A 23,499-nucleotide genomic window follows, 5' to 3' on the forward strand; every position below is an offset into this window, starting at 1 on the left:
TTAATCAGCAAAAAAAAACGAATTAACAAACCTTAACATCAAACAGTTGAAAAGGGGACTGGATTTTGACTGCTAAACCTTATGAATACATTGTTCCATTACCTATTCAAGGCATATTTGATTTTCGTTTCCATACCTTTTGTGGTTTCACAGAAGGTTCCTGAATCCAAAGACCTTTCTTTTATTCCGGCTTATGCGGATTCGGTTTTTTCTGCCCCGAAAAAAGCTGGGGAATTGAAAAACAAAAAAATAGATGAAGCCAGTGGCCTTGCATTTTCCAGGACTCATCCTGGAATACTCTATACCCACAATGATAGTGGGGGAGAGCCTTTGGTATATTTAATAGATACTTTGGGTAAAGACAAAGGAAGTATTAGACTCAAAGGAGTAAAAAACAGGGATTGGGAAGATATAGCTGTAGGTCCCGGACCGGATCCAAAACGCCATTATATATATGTCGGAGAGATTGGTGACAATAATGCAGTTTACAAAAGTATAAAGATCTTCTGGTTTCCTGAACCCAAATCATTGGAAGAGGAAATGGAAGTTGAACCAGAAATACTCAAGCTTACCTTTCCTGACGGTGCTAGGGATGCAGAGACCTTGATGGTAGATCCGATTACAAAAGACATTTTCATTGTTTCTAAAAGAGACTCGGTCAATATCCTATACCGGGCACCTCAATCTGCTTTTTCAAAGAAGGATTTTGAACTTGAAAAAATCATGGAACTTCCTTTTACCATGTCTGTGGCTGGAGATATATCCGTAGATGGAAAACAGATATTGATCAAAAATTATTTTACTGTTTTTTATTGGGAAAGGAAAGTTGGGGAAACCGTTCCTGAGGCTTTAAACCGTACTCCGGTGATTTTACCCTACAAACCAGAACCGCAGGGAGAAGCCATAGCCTTCAATCCAAATGGAAATAGCTATTTTACTTTGAGCGAAGCAAGGTTTAAAATAAAGCCTGTACTGTACCGCTATAATAAAAAATAGGTAAATTCGGCTTTCCAAAAGCAACTATGCCAACTCAAACCACTTCAAATATCTTAATGGTCCGTCCAGCAAATTTCGGATTCAATCCTGAAACTGCATCCAATAATTTTTATCAGAAAAAAGACAATAGAAGCCCACAAGAGATTAATAAACTCGCCCAAGAAGAGTTTGACGGATTTGTTGGTTTGTTGGAAGAAAAGGGCGTGAATGTAATGGTAGTTGAAGACACAGTTGAACCAAAGAAAACAGATGCTATTTTCCCGAACAATTGGTTCAGTACCCATGAAGATGGAAAAGTGATTTTGTATCCCATGTTTTCACCCAACCGCAGGCAGGAAAGAAGAACAGATATAATTGAAATATTCATGAAAAGGGGTTATAAAATCAGTGATATTATTGACCTGACTTTTTTTGAAAATGATGAACAGTATTTGGAAGGAACTGGAAGTTTGATTTTGGATAGGGTGAATAAAATTGCCTATGCATGCAGGTCAGAACGAACACATTCAGTGCCATTGGCCTATTTTGGTAGGATAATGGATTATGAAGTGGTAGATTTTGATGCCAACCAAGTTGTCAATGGAGTGGTCTCAGCGATCTACCATACCAATGTCATGATGCACATTGGATCTGAAATAGCTGTTGTCTGTCTGGATAGCATCACACCTGCTTCTGAAAAGCTCAGGGTTCAGGAATATCTTGAAAAAACAGGTAAAAAGATGATTCCTATTACAGCAAAGCAGAAATTTCAATTCGCAGGTAATATGCTTGAAGTTAAAAATTCATCAGGTGCTAAATTGACAGTTATGTCAGAAGCAGCCTATCAATCACTCGGTCAGGTTCAGATTCAGACTATTCAACGCTATACTGAACTTATAGTGCCCGATATCGCTACCATAGAAAAGTTGGGCGGGGGAAGCGCAAGGTGTATGATGGCTGAAATATTTCTTCCGTCCGCGTAGGTTGTCTTAGGTCACAGATTTGATTTTTATAGTATCTACTTCAATCTCTTTTTCCTTTGCTGAAATTTTGTAATTGGCAATCACTTCAAGGACATCATAGTCAATCACTTTTGAGTTTGAACCATCAATGATTACATGCTTTCCAGGAGCGATATCATCCAAAGCTTGAATCAAGGCTCCTTTGTTTAGAAAACTCACCTCTTCAGATAGTACAATATGGATGGTGTTGGGATCTTTTTCAGGTCTTTCCTCATAAAAATGTGAGTTCTGAAAGTTTCTCATCAAAATGTAAACGATGGCAACACCCATCCCTATACCTATACCAATCAAAAGGTCAAAGATCACAATCCCTAAAATAGTCGTAACAAAAGGTAAAAACTGATCCATACCTAATCTTGCCTGCGATTTAAACAAGGAGAATTTTGCCAGTTTATACCCTATCAAAAGCAGGATTGCAGCTAAAGAAGCCAACGGTATAAGGTTAAGTAAGCCTGGAATAAGCAGGACACTTGCAAATAATAGAATACCATGAAAAACGGCTGAGGTTTTTGTTCTCGCACCTGAGGTAATATTCGCGGAAGTCCGCACAATAACCGCAGTTACAGGTATACCTCCGATCAAACCATTAATAACATTGCCAATACCTTGTGAAAAAAGCTCTCTGTTGGGCGGAGAGACTCTTTTGTAAGGATCCAATTTATCACCTGCCTCGAGACTCAGTAGGGTTTCCAAACTGGCAATAATAGCGATGGTGAAGGCCACGAGCCAAACATCGGGGTTGGTTATAGCTGAAAATTGAGGAAATGTCAATTGCCCAACAAGATGTCCAAAGGATTCAATTTCAGGCAATACAACTTTTCCTGATGCGTCAATATAAAGCTTTGGAACAAAAAACTTAAAAAATTTATTGATGGCAACCCCAATAATAACAACCACCAAAGGTCCCGGGATAAATTTAACAAATTTTTGCTTTTTAATAATCGGGCGATCCCAAAACAACAGTATGGCCAAGGAAACCAAAGTAATGATGATAGCACCAAATTCAAATTCCTTGGAAAGGTTTCCCAAATCCATTACCGCACTCCAGTCATTGACAAAAGGAATATATTTTTCAAGGTTAGCATCTTCATTTACACCAAAGGCATAAGGGATCTGTTTGATGATCAAAATCACCCCAATGCCAGCAAGCATTCCTTTGATGACCGAAGTAGGAAAATAATAACCAATGATACCTGCTTTTAACCACCCTAGAAGGATTTGTAGAATCCCGGCCAATACAACTGCCGTCAAAAAAATATCAAATGCTCCAAGATCTGAAATGGCATTCAGCACAATAACAGTCAAACCTGCTGCAGGCCCCGATACAGCAGTATGAGAACCGGAAAGAGAACCAATCACGATTCCTCCTACCACACCGGCAATAATTCCTGAGAATAAAGGAGCACCGGAGGAGAGCGCTATCCCTAAACATAAGGGGAGTGCTACCAAGAATACAACTAATCCTGCAGGTAAATCACTACTTAAGTGAGAAAAGATTCTTTTGTGGCTATCCATTTATTTTTATTTTTTGGTATTCAAATTGTCGTGACCAATTATAGAGAATACATTTTATTTATAATTACAATAAATTTAATTTATGTGCAAAATTATCTATTTCTATAGATCCCCCATCCCTTTTATCAAAAAAACTAAAAGGAGAAAGCTTATATCTGAAGTAATCAGATAGATAAGATTTCTCCTTTGAGTTAGGCAGGTAGGGATTAACCTCCCAAAAGCAACAACCTTTAGTCTAATCCGGTATAATTAAACGGACTGATTCTGCTTAATTCCTTTTTCAATTGATCAGAAACTTTCAGGCCATTGATAAAAGCAGAAATAGATTTTTCCGTAATTTTTTCATTGGTGCGGGTCAGTTCTTTAAGTGCCTCATAGGGCTTAGGATATCCTTCTCTCCTTAATACGGTTTGGATGGCCTCAGCGACCACAGCCCAATTTTCCTGTAAATCTGCGTCTATGGCTGCCCTGTTCAACTCCAATTTGCCAAGTCCCTTAGTCAATGACTCGAAGGAGATCAACATATGGGCCAAAGGTACGCCAATAATCCGAAGAACAGTCGAGTCTGTCAAATCCCTTTGAAGTCTGCTTATTGGTAATTTGGCAGCCAAGTGCTCTAACAAGGCATTTGCTATTCCAAGATTTCCTTCAGCATTTTCAAAATCTATAGGGTTTACTTTATGGGGCATTGCTGAAGAACCAATCTCACCTGCTTTTATTTTTTGTTTGAAATAATTCATGGCCACATATTGCCATATATCTTTTGAAAAATCGAGCAGGATGGTATTGATCCTTTTCAAAGCATCAAAACATGCAGCCAAGTTATCATAATGCTCAATCTGAGTAGTAGGATAACTTCTTTCCAATCCTAGATATTCTCCGACAAATTTTGCCGCAAAATTATTCCAGTCAATTTCAGGATAAGCGACATGATGGGCATTCATATTTCCCGTTGCACCTCCGAATTTGGCCGAATATGGAACCTGAGCAAGCAACTCCAATTGTTTTTCCAATCGGATGACAAAAACCCGTAATTCTTTTCCCAAGCGGGTTGGTGACGCAGGTTGACCATGGGTTTTGGCCAACATGGGAATATCTTTCCACTCAGCTACTTGTCCTTTCAACTTTTCAATGATGCCATTTAAATGGGGTAGGATGACGCCTTCAAGTCCATCTTTCAGCATCAAAGGTGTAGCGGTATTGTTGATATCCTGAGAAGTCAAGCCAAAATGAATAAATTCCTTGAATTCCTGAAGATTCAATTCATCAAATTTTGATTTTAAAAAGTATTCTACTGCTTTTACGTCATGGTTGGTGACTTTTTCTGTTTCCTTGATTTGGAGGGCATCTTCAAGACTGAAATTCTGGACTAAACTTCTTAAAGAAGAAAATAACTTCTTATCAAAATTATTAAGTTGTGGTAAGGGGATTTCGCAGAGCGCAATGAAATATTCCACTTCCACATGGACCCTGTATTTGATCAACGCAAACTCTGAAAAGTATGCTCTCAATGAAGCAGTTTTATTTCCATATCTGCCATCGATAGAACTTACAGCAGTCAGGTTGTCAAGATTCATCATAATAGGTTTTTGATTTGATTCACAAAGTTAGTTTTTAAGGTGAAAATACCTGTCTCTAGATCCGAATAAGTTTGATTTTAAAAAGAGGGTCACTTTTTCTGGGTAAATGCAAACCAGTTTCTCAAATATTTGTTGTAAACAATGATAATTATTATCAATAGGGCAGACAAATTGAAAATTGCAGTTTAATTTTGAAGCTTGGTTATTGTTGAAACAACTTGTAAAAGTATAGCGGGAATGTTTAATATATTTAAGAAGAAAAAAGACGAAAATAATAGGGGTGACCAGTATTTGTCATTGAAAATCAGAGAAATTGTAAAAGAAACTCCGGATACGGTTACGGTATTTTTTGAACAACCCGAGCCATTTTTGGAGTACAAGCCAGGGCAGTATATTACAGTTATTCTTGATTTGGGAGGGAAAGAGGTAAGGAGATCATACAGTCTTTGTACTTCACCTTTTATAGATCCTCACCCAGGAATTACGGTTAAAAGAGTTAAAGGTGGATTGGTTTCCAATTATATCAACGATCAACTTAGACCGGGAAAGACCATTGAGATCATGAAACCTTTGGGACATTTCACTACTGATTTCCATTCCAAAAACAAAAGACATTTTGTGATGGTGGCAGGGGGTAGTGGCATCACGCCGATCATGGGTATTGCCAAATCAGCTTTGATCAATGAACCAGAGTCAAAAGTTACAATCTTATATTGCAGCAGGTCAGAAGATCAGATAATATTCAAAAACCAGTTGGAAAAACTGGAAAATCAATACCCAGGGCGAATAACTGTGGTACACAATCTAAGTCAGCCAAATCCTACTTGGTCAGGTCTCAAAGGCAGGTTGGATGCCACTAAAATTAAAGAATCTTTGTCGCCAAGTGCCTTTCCAGCGTACACATCTTCTCTATATTTTGTCTGTGGACCGGAAGGCCTGATGGAAACTGCCATCCACTCACTTGAATCCATGGGTGTTCCAAATGACCTGATCTATAAGGAAAGTTTTTTTTCAGATATTGAAGCCAAAGAAGCTGACTTAAAGGCTTCAGGTAAATTGGCACCTGAACTCACCCGGGAAATCGAGGTCGTCGTCAACGGTGAAAGTCATCATTTTGAAGTGCCTGCAGGAAAGACCATTTTGGAGGCAGGTTTGGATAGGGATGTGGACATGCCTTACAGTTGCCAAAGTGGACTATGTACAGCATGTAGAGGTAAACTGACTTCAGGAAAAGTAGATATGATTGAGGATGCGGGTTTGAGTGAAAGTGAAATCGCAGAGGGTTATATCCTTTGTTGTTCCTCTAAACCTGCGAGTTCGGATATAAAAATCGTTATTGAATAACAGGATTTTGGAAAATAAAAACATCAAACAGATTTATGAAACTTTGGAGCGGAATGTGCTGATTTTGATAGCCATTCCGATTCCTTTTTTTGCAGTTACTTATTTAAATTCCCAAAATAGTACCATAACATTTGACATTCCTGAGGTTCCTCCTTTTTGGGATTCCTTTGGCTTGGGGTTGGTAGTTTCAATTTTGGTTTTGCATTATTTCAATTTTCAGTCAGCTATCAGACGAATTCAAAATGGAAGCTATGACTTGGAAATCAAAGTTAGTTTGTATTCCCAAGCCACTATGCTCCGTTTTTATATGCTTTTTGCTACGTCTTTATTGTGTGCAGCGGGACTATTGCTTTTCAACAATGCGGGATATACCATCGCCTTTGCTACGACACTGATTTTCTTTTCATTGGGCAAACCCAGTCCGGATCGGATTGTAAGGCTTTTGAAACTCAAAGGTGAAGAGAAAGATAAAATATTGGAGTTGAGGAGGAGGGGATGAGAAGCAGGAAATTGATCTAAACCCCATTACTCCGCATCTACGGCTATCTGATTAGCTTTGCCCATGCCATCTATTCCCAATTCTACTACATCTCCTGCCTTGAGGTACCTCGGTGGTTTTAGGCCCAAACCAACACCTGATGGGGTTCCTGTAGAAATGATATCTCCGGGAAGCAGTGTCATGTATTGACTGATGTAAGAGACAAGGGTAGGGATGTCAAACACCAAGTCAGAAGTATTACTGTCCTGTAGTTTTTCACCGTTGACTTTAAGCCAAAGTCTAAGGTTATGGGGGTCTTTGATTTCGTCTTTGGTCACAAGATAGGGACCAAAAGGTGCAAAATGATCTGCACTTTTTCCCTTTACCCATTGACCGCCATGATTTAATTGAAAATCCCTTTCGCTGACATCATTGTGTAGGGCATAACCTGCCACATAATCCATGGCATCCGCTTTGGAAACATAGGTGGCTTTTTTGCCGATGACCACTGCCAGTTCAACTTCCCAATCAGTTTTTGTGGAACTACGGGGAATGATAATCGAATCATTGGGGCCGCAAAGTGAAGAAGTTGCTTTCATGAAAAGGATTGGTACTTCGGGAACAGCCATACCGCTTTCCTTGGCGTGCATGGTATAATTCAACCCAACGCAGATGATTTTTGAAGGTCTTTTGATGGGTGAGCCTAAGCGGATTGATTTGCTGATTTGAAGTAGTTTGGATTCGTTTTGTTCCAACCACTCGGAAAGTCTTTCCAAGCCATTGTTTTCAAAAAAATCTTCAGACCAGTCCTCTCCAAAAGCACTGCAATCAAGCCATTGACCATTTTTGTTTTCTATTCCGGGTTTTTCTTTTCCTGTTGTTCCGAATCGAATAAGTTTCATAGGGGGGTAATTTAGATTTTAGATTTATGATTTAAGATTTTAGATTCGAGAAGCGAGAGCCTAGAAACAAGAGTCAAGAAACAAAGCTTGCCCCGAGTATCGGGGAGCCAGGATACAAGATGCAATAAACAAGAAAAGACCTGTTCCGGGTTTCAGGGAACCCAGAGGTAAGACTACATTGTACTTCGTACTTTCATCCTTCATCCTTTCTCCTTCATCCTCAGGCTTTCAGGCCTTGGAAGCCTCCGTCGATATTGAAATTGCTTCCTGTGATAAAGGAGGACTCTTCGGAGGCTAGGTAATATGCCATGGCAGCTATTTCTTCCGGCTTGCCCATCCTGCCGATGGGTTGGGTAGCTGCCAGTTTAGCAAACATTTCTTTTTCCTGCCCGGGGTAGTTTTTGGCTAAGAACCCATCCACGAATGGGGTGTGGACTCTGCCGGGAGAAATACAGTTGCAACGAATTTGGTCTGACACATAATCCCGCGCAATGGAGAGCGTCATCGATAAGACAGCCCCTTTGGTCATGGAATAGGCAAACCTATCAGGCAAGCCCATGGTTGCCGCTACTGAACACATATTGATAATCACTCCGCCTTTATTGGCTTTGAGTTTGGGTATGGCTAATTGACTGCAGTTAAACACGCCTTTGACATTTACTTGAAACAATCTGTCCAAATCTTCTTCAGAGGTAGTTTCCAGATTTCCAATATGGGATATTCCTGCATTATTTGCCAAAACATCTATTTTTTCCGGCATCTGTTTGAAAGCAGCCTTTACCTGATCCAAAGAAGACACATCGCAATGCAGGTAGGTGGCAAGTGTACCTTGTTGAATGAGGCTTCCCTCCAATTTTTTTCCGTTTTCTGAATTATAATCCAGAAAAAATACCTTGTAGCCATTTTTGGCAAAAAGCTCGGTGATGGCTAAACCGATTCCACTTGCCCCTCCCGTAATCACAATGGTTTTCATATTGATTTCGATTTTTTTCTCTTAAATATTTTATCAAGCCGAATTACCGGTTTTACATATTCCCCTGATCTTCTAGGCAATATATGGAAAATGAAAAAATAAAATAATTAAAAATTACTTTTGGCATGTAAATTGATTTCGAGGTGATCCCTTGTATTTCATTATAAATCAGTTGGTTTTATGTTAAAAAGATATAGTGTTTATTCTTTGCTTGTTTTTATATTGTTGGGTTCTTGTATGCCAGGTTCCGAAGATGACAACGGACCCAATCCCAATGACTTTGTAGTTTTTCTAGTGATTGATGAAGACAGTATCGACAATGATAGCGAACCGAACAATTTCAGTGAGACGGATGTCAACAATAACATTGCCCGTATCGGACAAAGGGAACAATTGAAATTCTTTACAGAAAATGTAGGAAAAACCATTGAGCTTTACACCGGTGAAGTAGGGGACGAGGGTTGGTTTGCTCTGAAATCAATTCCAAATAGATGGATCAATGCGGGACCCACAGATAATGGTCTCCAAAATTTTCTTGTTCCTGGACCTGGACTTGGTGCACCGAATATGGATGATGATAGGGAAGTTTTGTTGGATGAAATACCTGATGTCATCCCACTTAGGGCCACGGGTTTGAGGATGCTTGTAGGATACAAAGTATTGGCAGTGGTTTACAACAGCGATATCAGTGTCAATTATTCCCCTTTGGAGGGGAATCTTCAGGGAGCAAATTTGGGAATGGTGGCTTTTGAAGTCATGAGCGTCAGCCAGAGAACAGATGGAAGCGATTCTTCCTTACCAGCAGTCAGCATCAGGATTTTGGATGTCCCGGCATTGAGTGATTTTGGAAGGGTGTTATTTTCCAATGCACCGGTACCACAATCAGCTTCTGAACCATTTGATATTGTCCCTCCATCCAGCACAACTATACCTGTTTTGGTTCAGGCGAATTGATTTTTAATCTATGTGAAAATTACCAAATAAGGTTACCCATTTCACTTCTGTTTTCCAGCTTTCTGAAAATGAAGAATGAGGCCATAAATTCATGGGTGGGGTTGGAAATCATGAAAGACCTGTGTGCGGGAATTTCATAGGCATAGCCAAACCTGACTTTAGACATGAGGAATCCTAATTGAAAATTAGTGGCATAATCCACTCTATGTCCTAGACCTAGCCAAAATTTTTCCATCAGCATGGCTTTTACATTGAATTCGATATTGGAGGGGAGATCAGATTGAATTCTATACATCACATGAGAATAAAGGGAAAGGTTTTGGTTGATAGGCTGTTTGAACCCTGTTTGGAAAATACTCACGATAGGCTTTTTATCCATAAAAACATCTCCATTGCTCAATCTACCTTGATTGACATTTTGCATACCATAGGCGAAATAGTAATTCTGATGGGTAATGGACATTCCCAAGTTAAAATCAACAATATTCATATTGGCAAAACTGTTGATATATTGATTTACAGTAGGGTCATTGGCCATTTCGGTGGTCAGGTTATTCCCGTCAAGTCTTATTGTATTGTAATTGACCGAAGCCCCCAATCTTAAATTGGTTGCTGTTCCCAGTTGGATTCTTGATGCATAGCTCAATAGAAATTCGGTATCCACAAAAGGCCCATAATTGTCATGTACCATGTTGAACCCAAAAGCAGTTTTTCCCAATAATGCTGCATCATCCCCATTTTTGATTTCGGCAGGATCAAATTCTGCGGATAGAAAATAGGTTTTTGGAGCCCCATCCAATCCTGCCCATTGGTTTCTGACAAAACCCCTTACTATGGAGCCCTCATACCCAGTCAGTGAGGGGTTGAAATAGCTCTGAAGCTGATTGAATTGACTCACATACTTACGGGATTGACCGTTGACCACTATTGTTGGCAAAAGCGCTAAAAAAAAGAAGAGATAGATATTTTTCATGGTGATGTTTAACTTATCTGTTAACAGATATACTTTGAATTGAAGGATCCATTTGAAAGGACCCTTCAATTTGTTTTTTTATTTTCTTAGGAGATTAAGGACACCTTTTCTGGATTCTTTGGTATCTTCTATTTCAATGACATAATAGTAAGTGCCTACAGGCATTTCTTTGCCCAAATATGTACCGTCCCATTTTTTGTCAGCATTGTCGGTAAAGAAGACCCTTAATCCGCTTCTCTCGAAAATGTGCAATTTCACTCCTTTGTAGATTTTGAGGCTTGTCATTCCCCATTCATCATTGATATTGTCTCCATCAGGAGTGAAGGTATTTGGGATTTCCAAATCGCTCAGTTCATTGATTCTTCTGGTGATTGTAAACTCTTTTTCGAAAACGTTTCCGTCTCTGTCAGTCACCCTGACCAAAACTGTAAAGGTGGTTTCTCCCGGCATTAGACTTGAATTATTCCAATACAATTGGTTGTCAATAATGACAAACAAGCTATTGTCCAAAGCTCCTGGGACGAGTTCCAAAATGTGGATGTCATCAATAGGATCAATCACCGTAAAGTCCCCAACAAAAATAGGCTCTCCGTTGTCATCATGGGTGAATATGTCATTGCTTAGAACAAGGTCTATGGGACTGTCTTTTTGAAGGACTACCACCATGATATTTGGTAGCCTATCTGTTTGATTTTCCCAGCTGTTGGGGATAACAATAGTTCCGGTCAACATATAAGGGCCATTTTGGAACGGATCATAGTCCCCAATTTCCCAAATAATTGGCAGGTAAACCCAATTACCATTGTCAGTTTGAACCAAAATCTGCTCAGGTAGTCCCAATTCGTCGAAGAGCGTACCCCAAGGAACCTCTATGATTTCCCCATCTTCAAAATCTACAACGGCTATTGTTTCCGGTTCTTCCAATGAACATCCAAACTGATCTACCTCTGCTCCCTCAGGAGTATCAGGACACAAATCCATATCATCTGTGATTCCATCTCCATCGGTGTCAATTTCGGACAAAGCACAGCCATTTTCATCTACTTCCATTCCTGTAGGTGTTTCGGGACATTGGTCCAGGTCATCGGAGATACCGTCACCATCTGAATCCAACTGAGATAACGCACAGCCATTTTCATCAACTTCTGCACCCGTAGGGGTATCAGGACATTGATCCATGTCATCGGTGACGCCGTCTCCATCTGTATCCAATTGAGATAATGCACAACCATTCTCATCGACTTGAGTTCCTGCAGCTGTGTTAGGACACTGATCTATATAATCCGGTACGCCATCACCATCTGTATCAATCTGATCAAGGCTACAGCCGTTTTCATCGACCTGAGCTCCGGCAGCGGTGTCAGGACATTGGTCCAAATAGTCCGGTACCCCATCACCATCCGTGTCAATTTGATCCTGACTACAACCGTTTTCGTCCACTTGATCGCCAATAGGGGTATCAGGACAGAGATCAAGGTGGTCAGGTATCCCATCACCATCAGTATCAATCTGATCCAATGCACATCCATTTTCATCCACCTCAACACCATTTGGCGTATCCGGGCACTGATCAAGATAATCTGGTATTCCATCGCCATCGCTGTCTATCTGATCTAGACTACAACCGTTTTCATCCACTTGTGCTCCTATAGGAGTATTAGGACATTGGTCAAGATCATCGCTCACACCATCTCCATCTGAATCCAATTGTGAGGTTGCGCAACCATTTTCATCCACTTGAGCTCCCTGAGGTGTATTTGGACATTGGTCTAAATCATCTGTAATACCGTCTCCGTCAGAATCCAATTGTGAAAGCGCACAACCGTTTGAATCCACTTGAACTCCTTCGGGAGTATTGGGACATTGATCCAGGTCATCGGTCACACCATCTCCGTCTGTATCCAATTGAGAAAGGGCACATCCATTTTCATCGACCTGAACTCCTGCAGGTGTATCAGGACATTGATCAATATAATCAGGAATTCCATCCCCATCGGTATCAATCTGATCTTGGCTACAACCATTCTCATCTACTTGGGTTCCGGTTGGGGTATTTGGACACTGATCTAAATCGTCCGTGACCCCATCACCATCGGAATCCAATTGGGAGAGTGCGCATCCATTTTCATCCACTTGAGCTCCTGGAAGAGTATTGGGACATTGGTCAAGATCATCGGTCACCCCATCCCCATCAGAATCTACTTGAGAGAGTGCGCATCCGTTTTCATCAACCTGTATTCCAGCAGGAGTATCGGGACACTGATCCAAATAATCAGGAATTCCGTCCCCATCAGTATCGATTTGATCTAGGCTACAGCCGTTTTGGTCCACTTCTGCACCGTTAGGAGTATTTGGACATAGATCAAGATAATCCGGTATACCATCACCATCTGTGTCTATTTGGTCGAGACTACAGCCATTTTCATCTACTTCGGCACCAGCAGGGGTGTCAGGACATTGGTCTAAATCGTCCGTGACCCCATCACCATCGGAATCCAATTGTGAAAGCGCACATCCATTTTCATCTACCTGAACTCCAGAAGGTGTGTCAGGACATTGATCCAAATAATCAGGTATGCCATCCCCATCTGTATCGATTTGATCCGGGCTACAGCCATTTTCATCGACTTCAGCTCCGGTAGGGGTGTCAGGGCATTGGTCTAAATCGTCCGTGACCCCATCCCCATCTGAATCCAATTGTGAAAGCGCACATCCGTTTTCATCAACCTGTATGTCAGCAGGAGTATCGGGACACTGATCCAAATAATCAGGTATGTCATCCCCATCAGTATCTATTTGATCCAGACTACATCCATTTTCATCGACTTCAGTGCCGGCAGGAGTATCAGGGCATTGATCCAAATAATCAGGTATTCCGTCACCATCTGTGTCAATTTGGTCTTGGCTACAACCGTTTTCATCAACTTCATCTCCTGCAGGAGTATCAGGACATTGGTCCAGGTAATCAGGTATTCCGTCACCATCTGTATCAATCTGGTCTTGGCTACAACCATTTTCATCTACCTGAGTACCAGTTGGGGTATTGGGGCATTGGTCTAAATTGTCAGTGACCCCGTCGCCATCTGAATCCAATTGGGAGAGTGCACAACCGCTTTCATCTACTGCAGCTCCGGCAGGAGTGTCGGGACATTGGTCTAAATCGTCCGTAACTCCATCACCATCCGAATCCAACTGGGATAAGGCACAGCCATTCTCATCGACTTCAGTGCCGGCAGGAGTATCAGGACATTGATCCAAATAATCAGGTATACTGTCACCATCTGTGTCAATTTGGTCAAGACTACAGCCGTTTTCATCTACTTCTTCACCTGTAGGGGTATCCGGACATTGGTCCAGGTAATCAGGAATTCCATCCCCATCAGTATCAATCTGGTCAAGACTACAGCCATTTTCATCCACCTCGACTCCATTGGGTGTATCTGGACATTGGTCAATATCATCGGTGACTCCATCCCCATCTGAATCCAATTGTGACAAGGCACAACCATTTTCATCTACCGCGGCTCCCGGTGGGGTATCAGGGCATAAATCCAAGTAATCCGGAATCCCATCCCCATCTGTATCGATCTGATCAAGGCTACATCCATTTTCATTCACTTCTTCTCCTTCAGGAGTGTCTGGACAAAGGTCCTTATCATCCATGACCCCATCTCCATCACTGTCTTTTTGGGAAGGTCCACAACCATCCTCATCCACTTCCTCTCCTTCCGGAGTTTCGGGACAAAGGTCAAGGTAATCAGGAACTCCATCTCCATCTGTATCAATCTGGTCAGGACTACAGCCATTTTCATCTACTTCGACACCATTTGGTGTATCCGGACAAAGGTCCATATCATCAGAAACGCCATCTCCATCAGTATCTTTTTGAGAATCGGAGCATCCTGACTGGTCTACTGCTTCACCAAGGGGAGTGTTAGGACAGAAATCCATGAAGTCAGGTACACCATCACTATCCGAGTCTGTTTGTGCAGCCCTGCAATCATCCAAATCCAAAAACTCCTCACAATCATCAAATTGTACGGCATAATTCATGCCTTCTCCTGATAGGGGAGCGGACCTTTGAGCTTCAATGGTATATGTTTTTTGTGTGCCATTTGCCAAAAGTACCTGTATAGGAATTATGTTTTTTCCCGGATAAATCAAGATCTTGGGAGAAGCAACGGATGGCTTTACTTCTATTCCTCTTATAAAAATTCTTGCCTGATTGTCGGCTGTGATTGGTGTGATGTCAACCGCAAAATCGAGGTAGGATAACTGTACCTTATATTCCGCAATAGCAGGGTGAAATCTTGGCTCCAGTTTTCCATTACTGAACTTCAAATCTGAAAGTTCAGTGCTTGGTATACCGAATTTTATGTTCGTGTCTTTGAGGGCAACAGATTGGTGTTGCATAAAAAAAACACTGGTAAATATGACAATCCAGAAACAGTTTCTGAAAATACGTTTGGTGTCGACGATTTTCATTTTTTACTACAAAATGATGTTGAAATTGGGTGAGAGACTATGCTAGTCGGTAATAAATTTGTGGAAAAAAAACCATATTATAAAAATAATATTTGAATAAAATAGCGTTTTACCATATAATATTCTATAAAATTATTTTTTCAGGTTTTGAAATGCAAAAATATTGTGCTCAAAAAAAAATATTTTTTAAACTTTTTTTTTCAAAATCAGGTGAACATGAAGAATTCAGTGAAAAACATGAAAACCTAAGACTTTGGTTAACAGTTTATGACAGCGACCTGACCAAGTTAGAAATACAATCTTTTGTAGGCTTTTTGGAAGAAGCCTGACTCGAAACTCAAGGATAGGGAGAGGTGGATTATAATGGCAGGCCATACTGCGAGTGTAAAGATTACAAGCAGACAAAGGATAACCCCAAAAGCAATACTTGACCATGCTTCCTTGGGGCCTGCAAAATAATGGATTAAGGCATATAGAAATACATTGATACCGATGGCCAAAGAAGTGGAAAATGATGACAGCAGGTCTTGAAGAAAAATGCCCCTGAACCAAAATTCATAAGCGATTAAGAAACTTATTCGGAAAATAAAAAACAATGCAACGATCAGAGGAATGGGTGGTGCAATGAATAGTGTATCAATTTTTTGTAGTTTTTTTGATTGGGAAAATCCGACAATCGATGCCAAAATCACCAATGAAGCTACCAACAGCCATTGCATGTTGCCCAAAGGATTTTTTCCAAGTATGATATCTTCTGAAAATTCAGATCCCCAAATGATAAGTGGCAACAGACCCCAAACGAGAATACCTGTTCCCATTACTAAAAAATGTGGTCCCATGTGCTTTGCCCAACCTTGATCGGAAAAGAATTTGAGACTTTTTTTATAATAAGCATACCAGCTGACCGCAAACATGGCCAAATAAGCGAAAGTATGGTACAAAAATTCTGAATTAATCCAATTCATAACATCGAAGGATTACAACCTGGTTTTCAAAGATCGATCATTTTGCCAGTTTTTACAGATTCGTCACAGGCAAAAGCTATTTTGAGACTATTGATGGCATCGTCCAGATGGTCAGTCAAGTCCATATTGTTTTGAATTGCTTTCAAAAAGAATCGTTGTTCACGGTTGCACAATTCCTGATGATCCGGTTCGTCGGTCATATCTATCCATTGGTCTTCATGGACAAAGTTGTTGTGTTCATCAATGGCTGCATGATGGATTTTGATACTTTCAGTTTTGGTATGGGAGTCCACATCATCAGATTTTCCGGAGGCTCCAGCACTTTTGGCCTGTATGGAAACAGCACCTTTTGGACCAAAAACATCTTTGATAAAAAATGCATTGTCTGAAATCATCGGACCCCAACCCGCTTCATACCAACCTACAGAACCATCCTCAAATCTGATCTGAAGTTGTCCGTAATTGTAATTGCTGTTAGGGATTTCATTGGTCAATCTTGCGCCGATTGCTGAAACAGACATCGGCTTTGAACGGGTCATCTGACACATGACATCTATGTAGTGTACCCCGCAATCCACAATAGGGCTGAGGCTTTCCATCAGGTTTTTGTGTACATCCCACATGTATCCGTGACTCTGCTGATTGAGATTCATCCTCATGACCAAAGGTTTACCAAGCTTCTGTGCTTCTTCAATAAACCTTTCCCAAGAAGGGTGGTGCCTTAAAATATAACCCACAACCACTTTCTTTCCGGTTCTTTTAGCAGCATCAATAATATGTTGCGAACCTAAAACGGTATCAGCCAAAGGTTTTTCTATGAAGACATGACATCCCGCTTCCAAAGCTTTCAGTGCCATTTTCTCATGGGTATCGGGGTAAGTGGAAATACAAACTGCGTCAGGTTTGCATTGGGAGAGGGCAGTTTCATAATGATCAAAAAGAGTATAATCAGCTCCAAGCTTTTCATTCAATTTCCGTTTGCTGTCACCTCGGGCAACTAAGCCACATATTTCAAACTCGGGCATATGGTGATAGGCGGTGGCATGGGAGGCACCCATATTGCCACAGCCAACAACAAGGATTCTGATCGGTTGGGTCATTTTATTTTCTTTAATAATAAGAATACTTATGAATGAATTCGATGTTAAAATATTGAATTAACTAGGAAAAACTGATCCAATTCAAGAATAGACCTTTTATTGCCACCCTTTTCCTACTCCTGACTTCCCTGCCTGCCGGACGGGTAGGCGACCTGTTTGAAGTAGGATATTGGCTTATTGGCAAAGAAGCGGATAACCATTTTAAGAGTCAAGCAACTTTTCAATTTCGCTTTTACTGAGGTTTATTATTTTCACTTTAAGGGTTATGGGAGACAGGGGTTCATCTGTTTCATCTCTTTTTTCATAAACAATTCGGTCCACTATATCCATGCCTTTGATGACCTGACCAAAGACAGTATAATCACCGTCCAATCTGTGGAGACCATTTTTGTTTTGCACGATGTAAAACTGACATCTTGCTGATAATTTGTCAGGATTATTGTCCCTACCTGCACCTACGGCACCGTAGACATGGGTTATTCCGCGGACGAACTCAGGTTCCAACAAGTATTCAAGGTCATTGAAGCCTTCCTCAGTATCGGGACAACCCCCTTGTGCTACGAAATTGGGAATTACCCTGTTGAAAGTCAGTGAATCCCAATATCCTGCCTTGGCAAGTTGGATGAAACTGTCTCGGTGTTTTGGTGTTTCATCAAACAAACGGATATAAATCTTCCCTTGCGGGATTTCAATCAGTCCAATAGGTTCGGTTTGGGCAGTAGCGGTTTGTATAAACCAAAAAACCACCAAGGTGAGTAGCGGAGTGAATTTCATGGTTTTAAATATAAGGGGAAAATAAGGGAAAATGAAAGATGTGATGGGTGAAAGGAGGACGAAGGTTGAAAGATTTAAAAATTGTGGGAGTAGGGGATTGTAAAATTGAAAGATTGAGGGAGTAGAAGGTTGGAAGTAAAAAAGCAGTATCACTCTTTCAACCAATTTATTGCTGCTTCTATAAAATGATCTCGACCTGGAATCAGATCTGTAGGGTGGGTCAGCAATTCATCCACTTGCACTCCAAACTCCAATTGTGTGCCGTCAAGGTCAATCACCTGGCTGGCAGAGAAGCGGTAAGTCCAGCCGTTGGGCAATTCTGCATAGGCAGGTGTTCCTGCTCCGCCTCCTGTTTGATCTCCAAATAACCTGCCTTGGGGCAAAGTATTTATCATCTGCGCGAAAAATGTGGTCGTACTGTAGGAGCCCCTATTGGTCAAAACTGCTACTTTTCCCAAATACTTTTCCCCGGAATGGGGGAGAATCCGCAAGGGGACCCATGGTGTGAAATCCGATCTACCTGGTCCCGTTTTGAAGCGCTGTCTGCCGTAAGTCAGTTCTTCATCTGTCAATCGGGCAGCAATAGTAATTGCATTCATCAAATTACCTCCGCCATTGTTTCTGACATCAATGATCAGGCCCTCGTGAAACTGCATCAGTCGGACAATTTCATCCATGTGCCGGGCAGTTAATTTCCGTTCAAAGGAGCTGTTTCTGACATAGAGTATATCATTTACGGTTTGGGCATGCAAAGGACCAATTATCCTGTAGTCGGTTTTGAGATATTTATCATAGATTAACTGCTCATCAAAAAACAAGGGGAAGTCCGTATACCAACTCCAATTCCGAGAACGGTTGAATGTACTCAGAAGATTGACATGCCCGTCTTCGAGCTCAGCCAACATATCGCCAAGCACATCAAAAAGCTCAAAAGGACTCATGTCCTCAAGAATCAATGGACTGTAAATATCCTTTTTGGCCTCCCAGTCAATCTGCTTTTCCTCAAAAAAACTGTACCTGTTATTGATATCCGTCCATAAATGTTCAAATATTGCATTTGGACTGGCCTGTGGGGCTTTGGGTTCAATGATCTCCTCACAGCCCACGGCAATTACAGCCAAAGTCAATAACAAAAATCTGATCAAAAGATTTGTCCGTCTCATAGCTTGAAATTCAATTGAAAGAAATAGTGGCCTCCTGAGCGTTGGGAACGCTGTGCATTTTCCAGGGAAGTATAATGAAATCGATAACCAATACCGATCTCATTTCCATTGGATAACTGGTAAAATAACTGGTTCAGTATACCCAAATCCTGTTGTTGAAAAGGCTGGAAAAAACGGATAGATTGCCAAAAGGCATTGAAGGTTGACTGCTCGTGCAAGAAGGCATCCGGTGGACTTGTCACATAGGAAGCAGAAAATAGGAACCCGATGACCTGCCAATTGGCCTGTGAGGAAAACCTCCATTGCTGCTGATTTCCAAAAAACGTTTGGTAACGCATGGCTGGTCCAAAAGAGGTGTGGAAATCAAACCTAGGATTGAAATTCTGTGAATCTTCAAAATTTCTTAAGCTTAAGGCATTGTTATTGGACCAACCTAAGGCGAATTTTTCTGGTAACCAATCTGCCTTGTAAAAAGTGTAGGTCATGACACTGGCATGGGTGGCTGTCAATCCAGCATTGAATCCATTTTGTAGCGGCAGTCTACTGTAATGAAGATAGACTTCATCGGTTTTCTTTTCACCTACGCTGCTATATCCAAGTGTGAAACCCATGGAACTACCCTTATAAACCAAGGGAGAATAGGCGAATTCCCGTTCCCATGTATTTTGAGGGCCTGTATTGATTAGGATTGTTCTTTGATTTTTCTGTGCAAGCGCCAATAATTGGATAAAAATCAAGAAGGCCAAAATGAGTAATCTTTTCATTTTAATGGTATTAGAATCCAAAGTTAAGAAGAACGAAAATTTAAAAACATGATATATATCAGTTTGGAATATCTCACCTTCCCTTTACTCCATATCAAAAAGATCAGACTAAAAGAGATACCCTAGGGTCAACAAGCGAAATTAAAATAAATTAATCTTAGTTTTAAGACATTTTTCTCCACCCTTTTATGTCTTTCAAAAGGTCCAAAACGCTTTATTTTTTTAAGGACAAAAATATCCTTTATAGGAATAGGGAATTGATTTTGAGTTTGATATGTTTGCGATTATGCTTACGACCCAAACCCTAGTATCACCGCACGTTCCTAAAAATGAATTCGAAAGATTAGTCGAATTGAGTAATTACGATCTCGATTACTCCAGTCTGGAAGGTCATTTTAAAGACCTTACCAAATTGGCAGCTAAAATTGCCGGCACAGAAATTTCGCTTATTAACCTGATAGACTCATTTACACAATGGTCAGTTGCCGGTTATGGATTTCCAGCTGTTCAGATGGATAGGGAAGAAACTGTCTGTCAATACACCATTTTAGGAGATAGCCCTTTTGAGGTAAGAGATCTTAGCGATGATGTACGCTTCAAAGAAAAAACCTTTGTAAAAGAAGAACCAAAACTCCGGTATTATTGGGGGATTCCTTTGGCTACACCAAATGGTCATAATCTAGGGGCTCTTTGTGTTCTGGACAAGAAAATGAAAACTATCAGTCCTGAAAAAGTGGAAATGCTCAGGATCATTGGGGATGAGATTGTCAGTAGGTTGAGTCTTCTACGTGATATGGATGAACTGAAAAAGAGCATGTCCACGATAAGGGAAGACCATAAAAGGGTAGCCCATGATATCCGGGGTCCGATTGGGGGAATTATCGGACTAGCCCAGATTCTACAGGACCAAGGTGATGACAACAACCTGGAAGAAGTGCTTGAATTTATACATTTGATCAAGAAAAGTGGCAAATCACTCCTTGAAATGGCAGATGATGTCCTTTCACAAAATTTTCATTCCAGAAACAGACCAAAACTCAACAAGAAATTAGAGTATAATCTTTTCACCCTGAAAGAAAAGATATATGACCTTTATGCTGTTCAGGCAAAGCAGAAGGAGGTTGCACTCTCCGTGCACCTCAAAAGCCAGAATGGGGACATCCCTTTTCCGAAAAACAAACTGCTTCAGATCTTAGGAAACTTAATTTCAAATGCCATCAAATTTACACCCAAATATGGAAATGTGGAGATGCATCTGTCATTGGCTGAAAAAGAGGATGGAAACTGGCTGATTGTGTCTGTCAGGGATAATGGACTGGGGATTTCACAGGAAAGGATTCAGGAAATTCTTTCGGGAAAAACCAACTCAAGTCAAGGTACAAAAGGGGAGAAAGGCTATGGCTTTGGGCTTCCTTTGGTCAAGCATCTGGTTGATACGTATCATGGTAAAATAAAGATCAAATCGGAATTGGGACTTTACAGTTTGTTTTTGGTGAGGTTACCGGTTGGCAGATAGCAATCAATTTTTTACCCTAAGTTTTCTGCTTCTTCCTTTTTCAAAGTAAAAAACACTGTAGTACCCATATTTTCTTCTGAGGCTATCCAGATTTCTCCACCATGCTTTTCCACGATTTTTTTACAAATAGCTAGCCCAATTCCGGTACCGGTATATTTGTCCTTGCTGTGCAGCCTTTGGAAGATCTGAAAAACCTTTTCATGGTGCTCTTTGGAAATCCCGATTCCATTGTCTTTTATGCTGAATTTCCAAAACATACCTACATCTTCAGCACTTATTTCTATGACCGCCGGCACATCAGAACTGCTGTATTTAAGGGAGTTTTCAATGATATTCTGAAACAGTTGCCGCATGGGGGATTTTGAAGCCAATACCTTTGGAAGGTTATGGTAAATTATTTGAGCATCTCTTTCCTGTATGAGTTTTTTCTCCAGCAGTTTTATTTCGGTCATCAATTCATTGAGGTCAACTGTTTCTTTTTGACCGATATTATCTGCCCGGCTATATTCAAGTAAGTCCAGAATAATCTGTCTCATTCTCTCGGCACCATCCACTGAAAATTGGATGTATTGTTTGCCCTTTTCATCCAAAAGAGAGTTGTATTTTCTTTCAATCAAATTTAAAAAACCGGTAATCATCCGAAGTGGTTCTTGGAGGTCATGTGAGGCCACATAAGCGAATTGTTCCAATTCCGCATTGGAAAGTTCTAGTTCTTGTGCCCTTTTCAGCAATTCTTCACTCATTTTAAAAAGCGCCTTTTCATTGGCTTTGATTTCAGAAATATCCTGGGTAGCGCCTATCAATCTTACCGCTTTGCCCGATGCATTGCGTAGAATTATGCCTTTGTCAATGATATGACTGTACTTGCCATTACTTTTTTGGAGACGAAACTCCTGTTTCCAAAAGTTTTCCTTTCCTTCAAGGGTTTCCTGTAGGTTTTTATTTACTTTTTCCCTGTCTTCAGGATGTATTTTGGAATCCCAAAAATTATGGTTGCTGTTAAAGTCACTTGCTGAATACCCAAATAGTTTTTCAAAATTTTTCGATCTATAGACCTGATTGTTCAAAAGATTCCAATCCCAAATGGCATCGGAGGTGGCCATGGTGGCATATTCAAATCTCTCATTACTTTTTTTGAGCCGCCTAGACTGTTTTGCAACCTGGGCTTCAAGTATTGCGGGGATGCTTGCGAGGTACCAAAGAAAAAATCCTATCAGCATAGAAAAAATTGTCCTCAAGATCAAGGCCACAATGATGTGGTTAAATGCAGTACTTTTTTTTAATTGGACCGTCAGATTCCATTTACCTAGAGAAAGAGATGAACTGCTTTCAAATCCATTGTATTCTTCTTGTGGTAAGGGCAGAAAGTGTTCCAATAAACCGGTATCAGGGTTGGTTTTTGAAAACTGAACATAAAACTCACTCTTTTCCAGATGCTCATAATCAATCATTTTAAGGAATGTTTCCAAACGAATAACTACTGCTGCAAAACCCCAAAAACCATCTTCTTTGAATATCGGTATCCTTCCAACAATTCCAATTCCACCCTGTTTCAGTTCAAATGGACCTGCAAAAATAACTCTTCCGGATTCTATCGCTTGCATGGCTTCTGTTTTTCGGCTTGGGTCCTCCAAGATATTATATCCGATAACAGATTCATTCCCCTCTAATGGATACACATATTTAATGGCACCACCTTCTAACAGTTGAATGATATCTATGTTTTGATTGCTTTGGAGGATTTCCTTCGCCACTTCCACAAAATCGCCGTTGATATCAAAATTCTCCTCTAAATACGCCAAGGTCTTAATGGCTGAAAAACTATTCCGCAAACCATAGACTATCTTCTTTTCCAATAGGTTTTTTTGATCAAGAACTGTTTGTTGTTCCGAGGATTGGTACAGCAGAAAATCTTTGTAGGTGAGGTATTGGGTAAGTACAAAAGTCAATAAAAATCCAAAAAGACCTGTAATGATGGGATTTTTATAAAAAAACTTTAAGGATTTTTGTTTCATG

Annotated in this window: 18 protein-coding genes; 6 read left to right on the top strand and 12 right to left on the bottom strand. The window is 40.5% G+C overall.

Annotated features, from left to right (window positions below):
• Nucleotides 1–81: 81 nt before the first annotated feature.
• Both HMJ38_RS03920 and ctlX read left to right on the top strand, forming a co-directional pair.
• Nucleotides 82–996, top strand: coding sequence for a hypothetical protein (locus HMJ38_RS03920; RefSeq protein ID WP_194973068.1), 915 nt, complete (start codon nucleotides 82–84; stop codon nucleotides 994–996).
• Between the two features lie 26 nt (nucleotides 997–1,022).
• Nucleotides 1,023–1,958: a citrulline utilization hydrolase CtlX gene (gene ctlX, locus HMJ38_RS03925; protein WP_194973069.1), complete on the top strand. Its 936-nt coding sequence runs from the start codon at nucleotides 1,023–1,025 to the stop codon at nucleotides 1,956–1,958.
• Nucleotides 1,959–1,964: 6 nt separating this feature from the next.
• Here the strand turns inward: ctlX and HMJ38_RS03930 are convergent, their stop codons facing one another.
• Complete coding sequence (locus tag HMJ38_RS03930; RefSeq protein ID WP_194973070.1) at nucleotides 1,965–3,512, bottom strand: SulP family inorganic anion transporter; 1,548 nt, start codon at nucleotides 3,510–3,512, stop codon at nucleotides 1,965–1,967.
• A gap of 230 nt (nucleotides 3,513–3,742) precedes the next feature.
• The gene (purB, locus tag HMJ38_RS03935) at nucleotides 3,743–5,089 is read right to left on the bottom strand and encodes an adenylosuccinate lyase (RefSeq protein WP_194973276.1); all 1,347 of its coding nucleotides are present in this window, start codon (nucleotides 5,087–5,089) and stop codon (nucleotides 3,743–3,745) included.
• Between the two features lie 240 nt (nucleotides 5,090–5,329).
• On the opposite strand from purB, the gene HMJ38_RS03940 reads away from it, so the two are divergent.
• Entirely contained in the window at nucleotides 5,330–6,436 is a 1,107-nt protein-coding gene (locus HMJ38_RS03940) for a ferredoxin--NADP reductase (protein ID WP_194973071.1), read from the top strand.
• Between the two features lie 7 nt (nucleotides 6,437–6,443).
• Entirely contained in the window at nucleotides 6,444–6,935 is a 492-nt protein-coding gene (locus HMJ38_RS03945) for a hypothetical protein (RefSeq protein ID WP_194973277.1), read from the top strand.
• A 26-nt stretch (nucleotides 6,936–6,961) separates the two neighbouring features.
• Here the strand turns inward: HMJ38_RS03945 and HMJ38_RS03950 are convergent, their stop codons facing one another.
• Together HMJ38_RS03950 and HMJ38_RS03955 are read right to left on the bottom strand one after the other, a co-directional pair.
• The gene (locus tag HMJ38_RS03950) at nucleotides 6,962–7,816 is read right to left on the bottom strand and encodes a fumarylacetoacetate hydrolase family protein (protein ID WP_194973072.1); all 855 of its coding nucleotides are present in this window, start codon (nucleotides 7,814–7,816) and stop codon (nucleotides 6,962–6,964) included.
• A 220-nt stretch (nucleotides 7,817–8,036) separates the two neighbouring features.
• A complete protein-coding gene (locus HMJ38_RS03955) occupies nucleotides 8,037–8,789 on the bottom strand; it encodes an SDR family NAD(P)-dependent oxidoreductase (RefSeq protein WP_194973073.1) in 753 nt (250 codons plus the stop codon).
• A gap of 180 nt (nucleotides 8,790–8,969) precedes the next feature.
• Here HMJ38_RS03955 and HMJ38_RS03960 point away from each other — a divergent pair, with 180 nt between their 5' ends.
• Nucleotides 8,970–9,743 (top strand): hypothetical protein, encoded by a 774-nt coding sequence (locus tag HMJ38_RS03960; protein WP_228779875.1) that lies wholly within the window; start codon nucleotides 8,970–8,972, stop codon nucleotides 9,741–9,743.
• Between the two features lie 19 nt (nucleotides 9,744–9,762).
• Here HMJ38_RS03960 and HMJ38_RS03965 read toward each other — a convergent pair whose 3' ends face one another.
• From HMJ38_RS03965 to HMJ38_RS03995, 7 genes are all read right to left on the bottom strand, one after another.
• Entirely contained in the window at nucleotides 9,763–10,716 is a 954-nt protein-coding gene (locus tag HMJ38_RS03965; RefSeq protein ID WP_194973074.1) for a PorP/SprF family type IX secretion system membrane protein, read from the bottom strand.
• Nucleotides 10,717–10,794: 78 nt separating this feature from the next.
• On the bottom strand, nucleotides 10,795–15,201 hold the full coding sequence (locus tag HMJ38_RS03970; protein WP_194973075.1) for a thrombospondin type 3 repeat-containing protein: 4,407 nt from the start codon (nucleotides 15,199–15,201) through the stop codon (nucleotides 10,795–10,797).
• Between the two features lie 287 nt (nucleotides 15,202–15,488).
• Nucleotides 15,489–16,166, bottom strand: coding sequence for a CPBP family intramembrane glutamic endopeptidase (locus HMJ38_RS03975; protein WP_194973076.1), 678 nt, complete (start codon nucleotides 16,164–16,166; stop codon nucleotides 15,489–15,491).
• A 26-nt stretch (nucleotides 16,167–16,192) separates the two neighbouring features.
• On the bottom strand, nucleotides 16,193–17,266 hold the full coding sequence (locus HMJ38_RS03980) for a Gfo/Idh/MocA family oxidoreductase (RefSeq protein WP_194973077.1): 1,074 nt from the start codon (nucleotides 17,264–17,266) through the stop codon (nucleotides 16,193–16,195).
• 201 nt (nucleotides 17,267–17,467) lie between these two features.
• On the bottom strand, nucleotides 17,468–18,040 hold the full coding sequence (locus HMJ38_RS03985) for a peptidylprolyl isomerase (protein WP_194973078.1): 573 nt from the start codon (nucleotides 18,038–18,040) through the stop codon (nucleotides 17,468–17,470).
• A 149-nt stretch (nucleotides 18,041–18,189) separates the two neighbouring features.
• Entirely contained in the window at nucleotides 18,190–19,203 is a 1,014-nt protein-coding gene (locus tag HMJ38_RS03990) for a S41 family peptidase (RefSeq protein WP_194973079.1), read from the bottom strand.
• Nucleotides 19,200–19,967: a hypothetical protein gene (locus HMJ38_RS03995; RefSeq protein ID WP_194973080.1), complete on the bottom strand. Its 768-nt coding sequence runs from the start codon at nucleotides 19,965–19,967 to the stop codon at nucleotides 19,200–19,202. The genes HMJ38_RS03990 and HMJ38_RS03995 overlap by 4 nt, the downstream gene beginning before the upstream one ends.
• Before the next feature lie 286 nt (nucleotides 19,968–20,253).
• Here HMJ38_RS03995 and HMJ38_RS04000 point away from each other — a divergent pair, with 286 nt between their 5' ends.
• The gene (locus HMJ38_RS04000; protein ID WP_194973081.1) at nucleotides 20,254–21,483 is read left to right on the top strand and encodes a GAF domain-containing sensor histidine kinase; all 1,230 of its coding nucleotides are present in this window, start codon (nucleotides 20,254–20,256) and stop codon (nucleotides 21,481–21,483) included.
• Nucleotides 21,484–21,494: 11 nt separating this feature from the next.
• On the opposite strand, the gene HMJ38_RS04005 is transcribed toward HMJ38_RS04000, so the two are convergent.
• The gene (locus HMJ38_RS04005) at nucleotides 21,495–23,498 is read right to left on the bottom strand and encodes an ATP-binding protein (RefSeq protein ID WP_194973082.1); all 2,004 of its coding nucleotides are present in this window, start codon (nucleotides 23,496–23,498) and stop codon (nucleotides 21,495–21,497) included.
• Nucleotide 23,499 lies beyond the last annotated feature (1 nt).

It is taken from the genome of Aquiflexum lacus (assembly GCF_015476655.1).
Lineage (GTDB): Bacteria > Bacteroidota > Bacteroidia > Cytophagales > Cyclobacteriaceae > Aquiflexum > Aquiflexum lacus.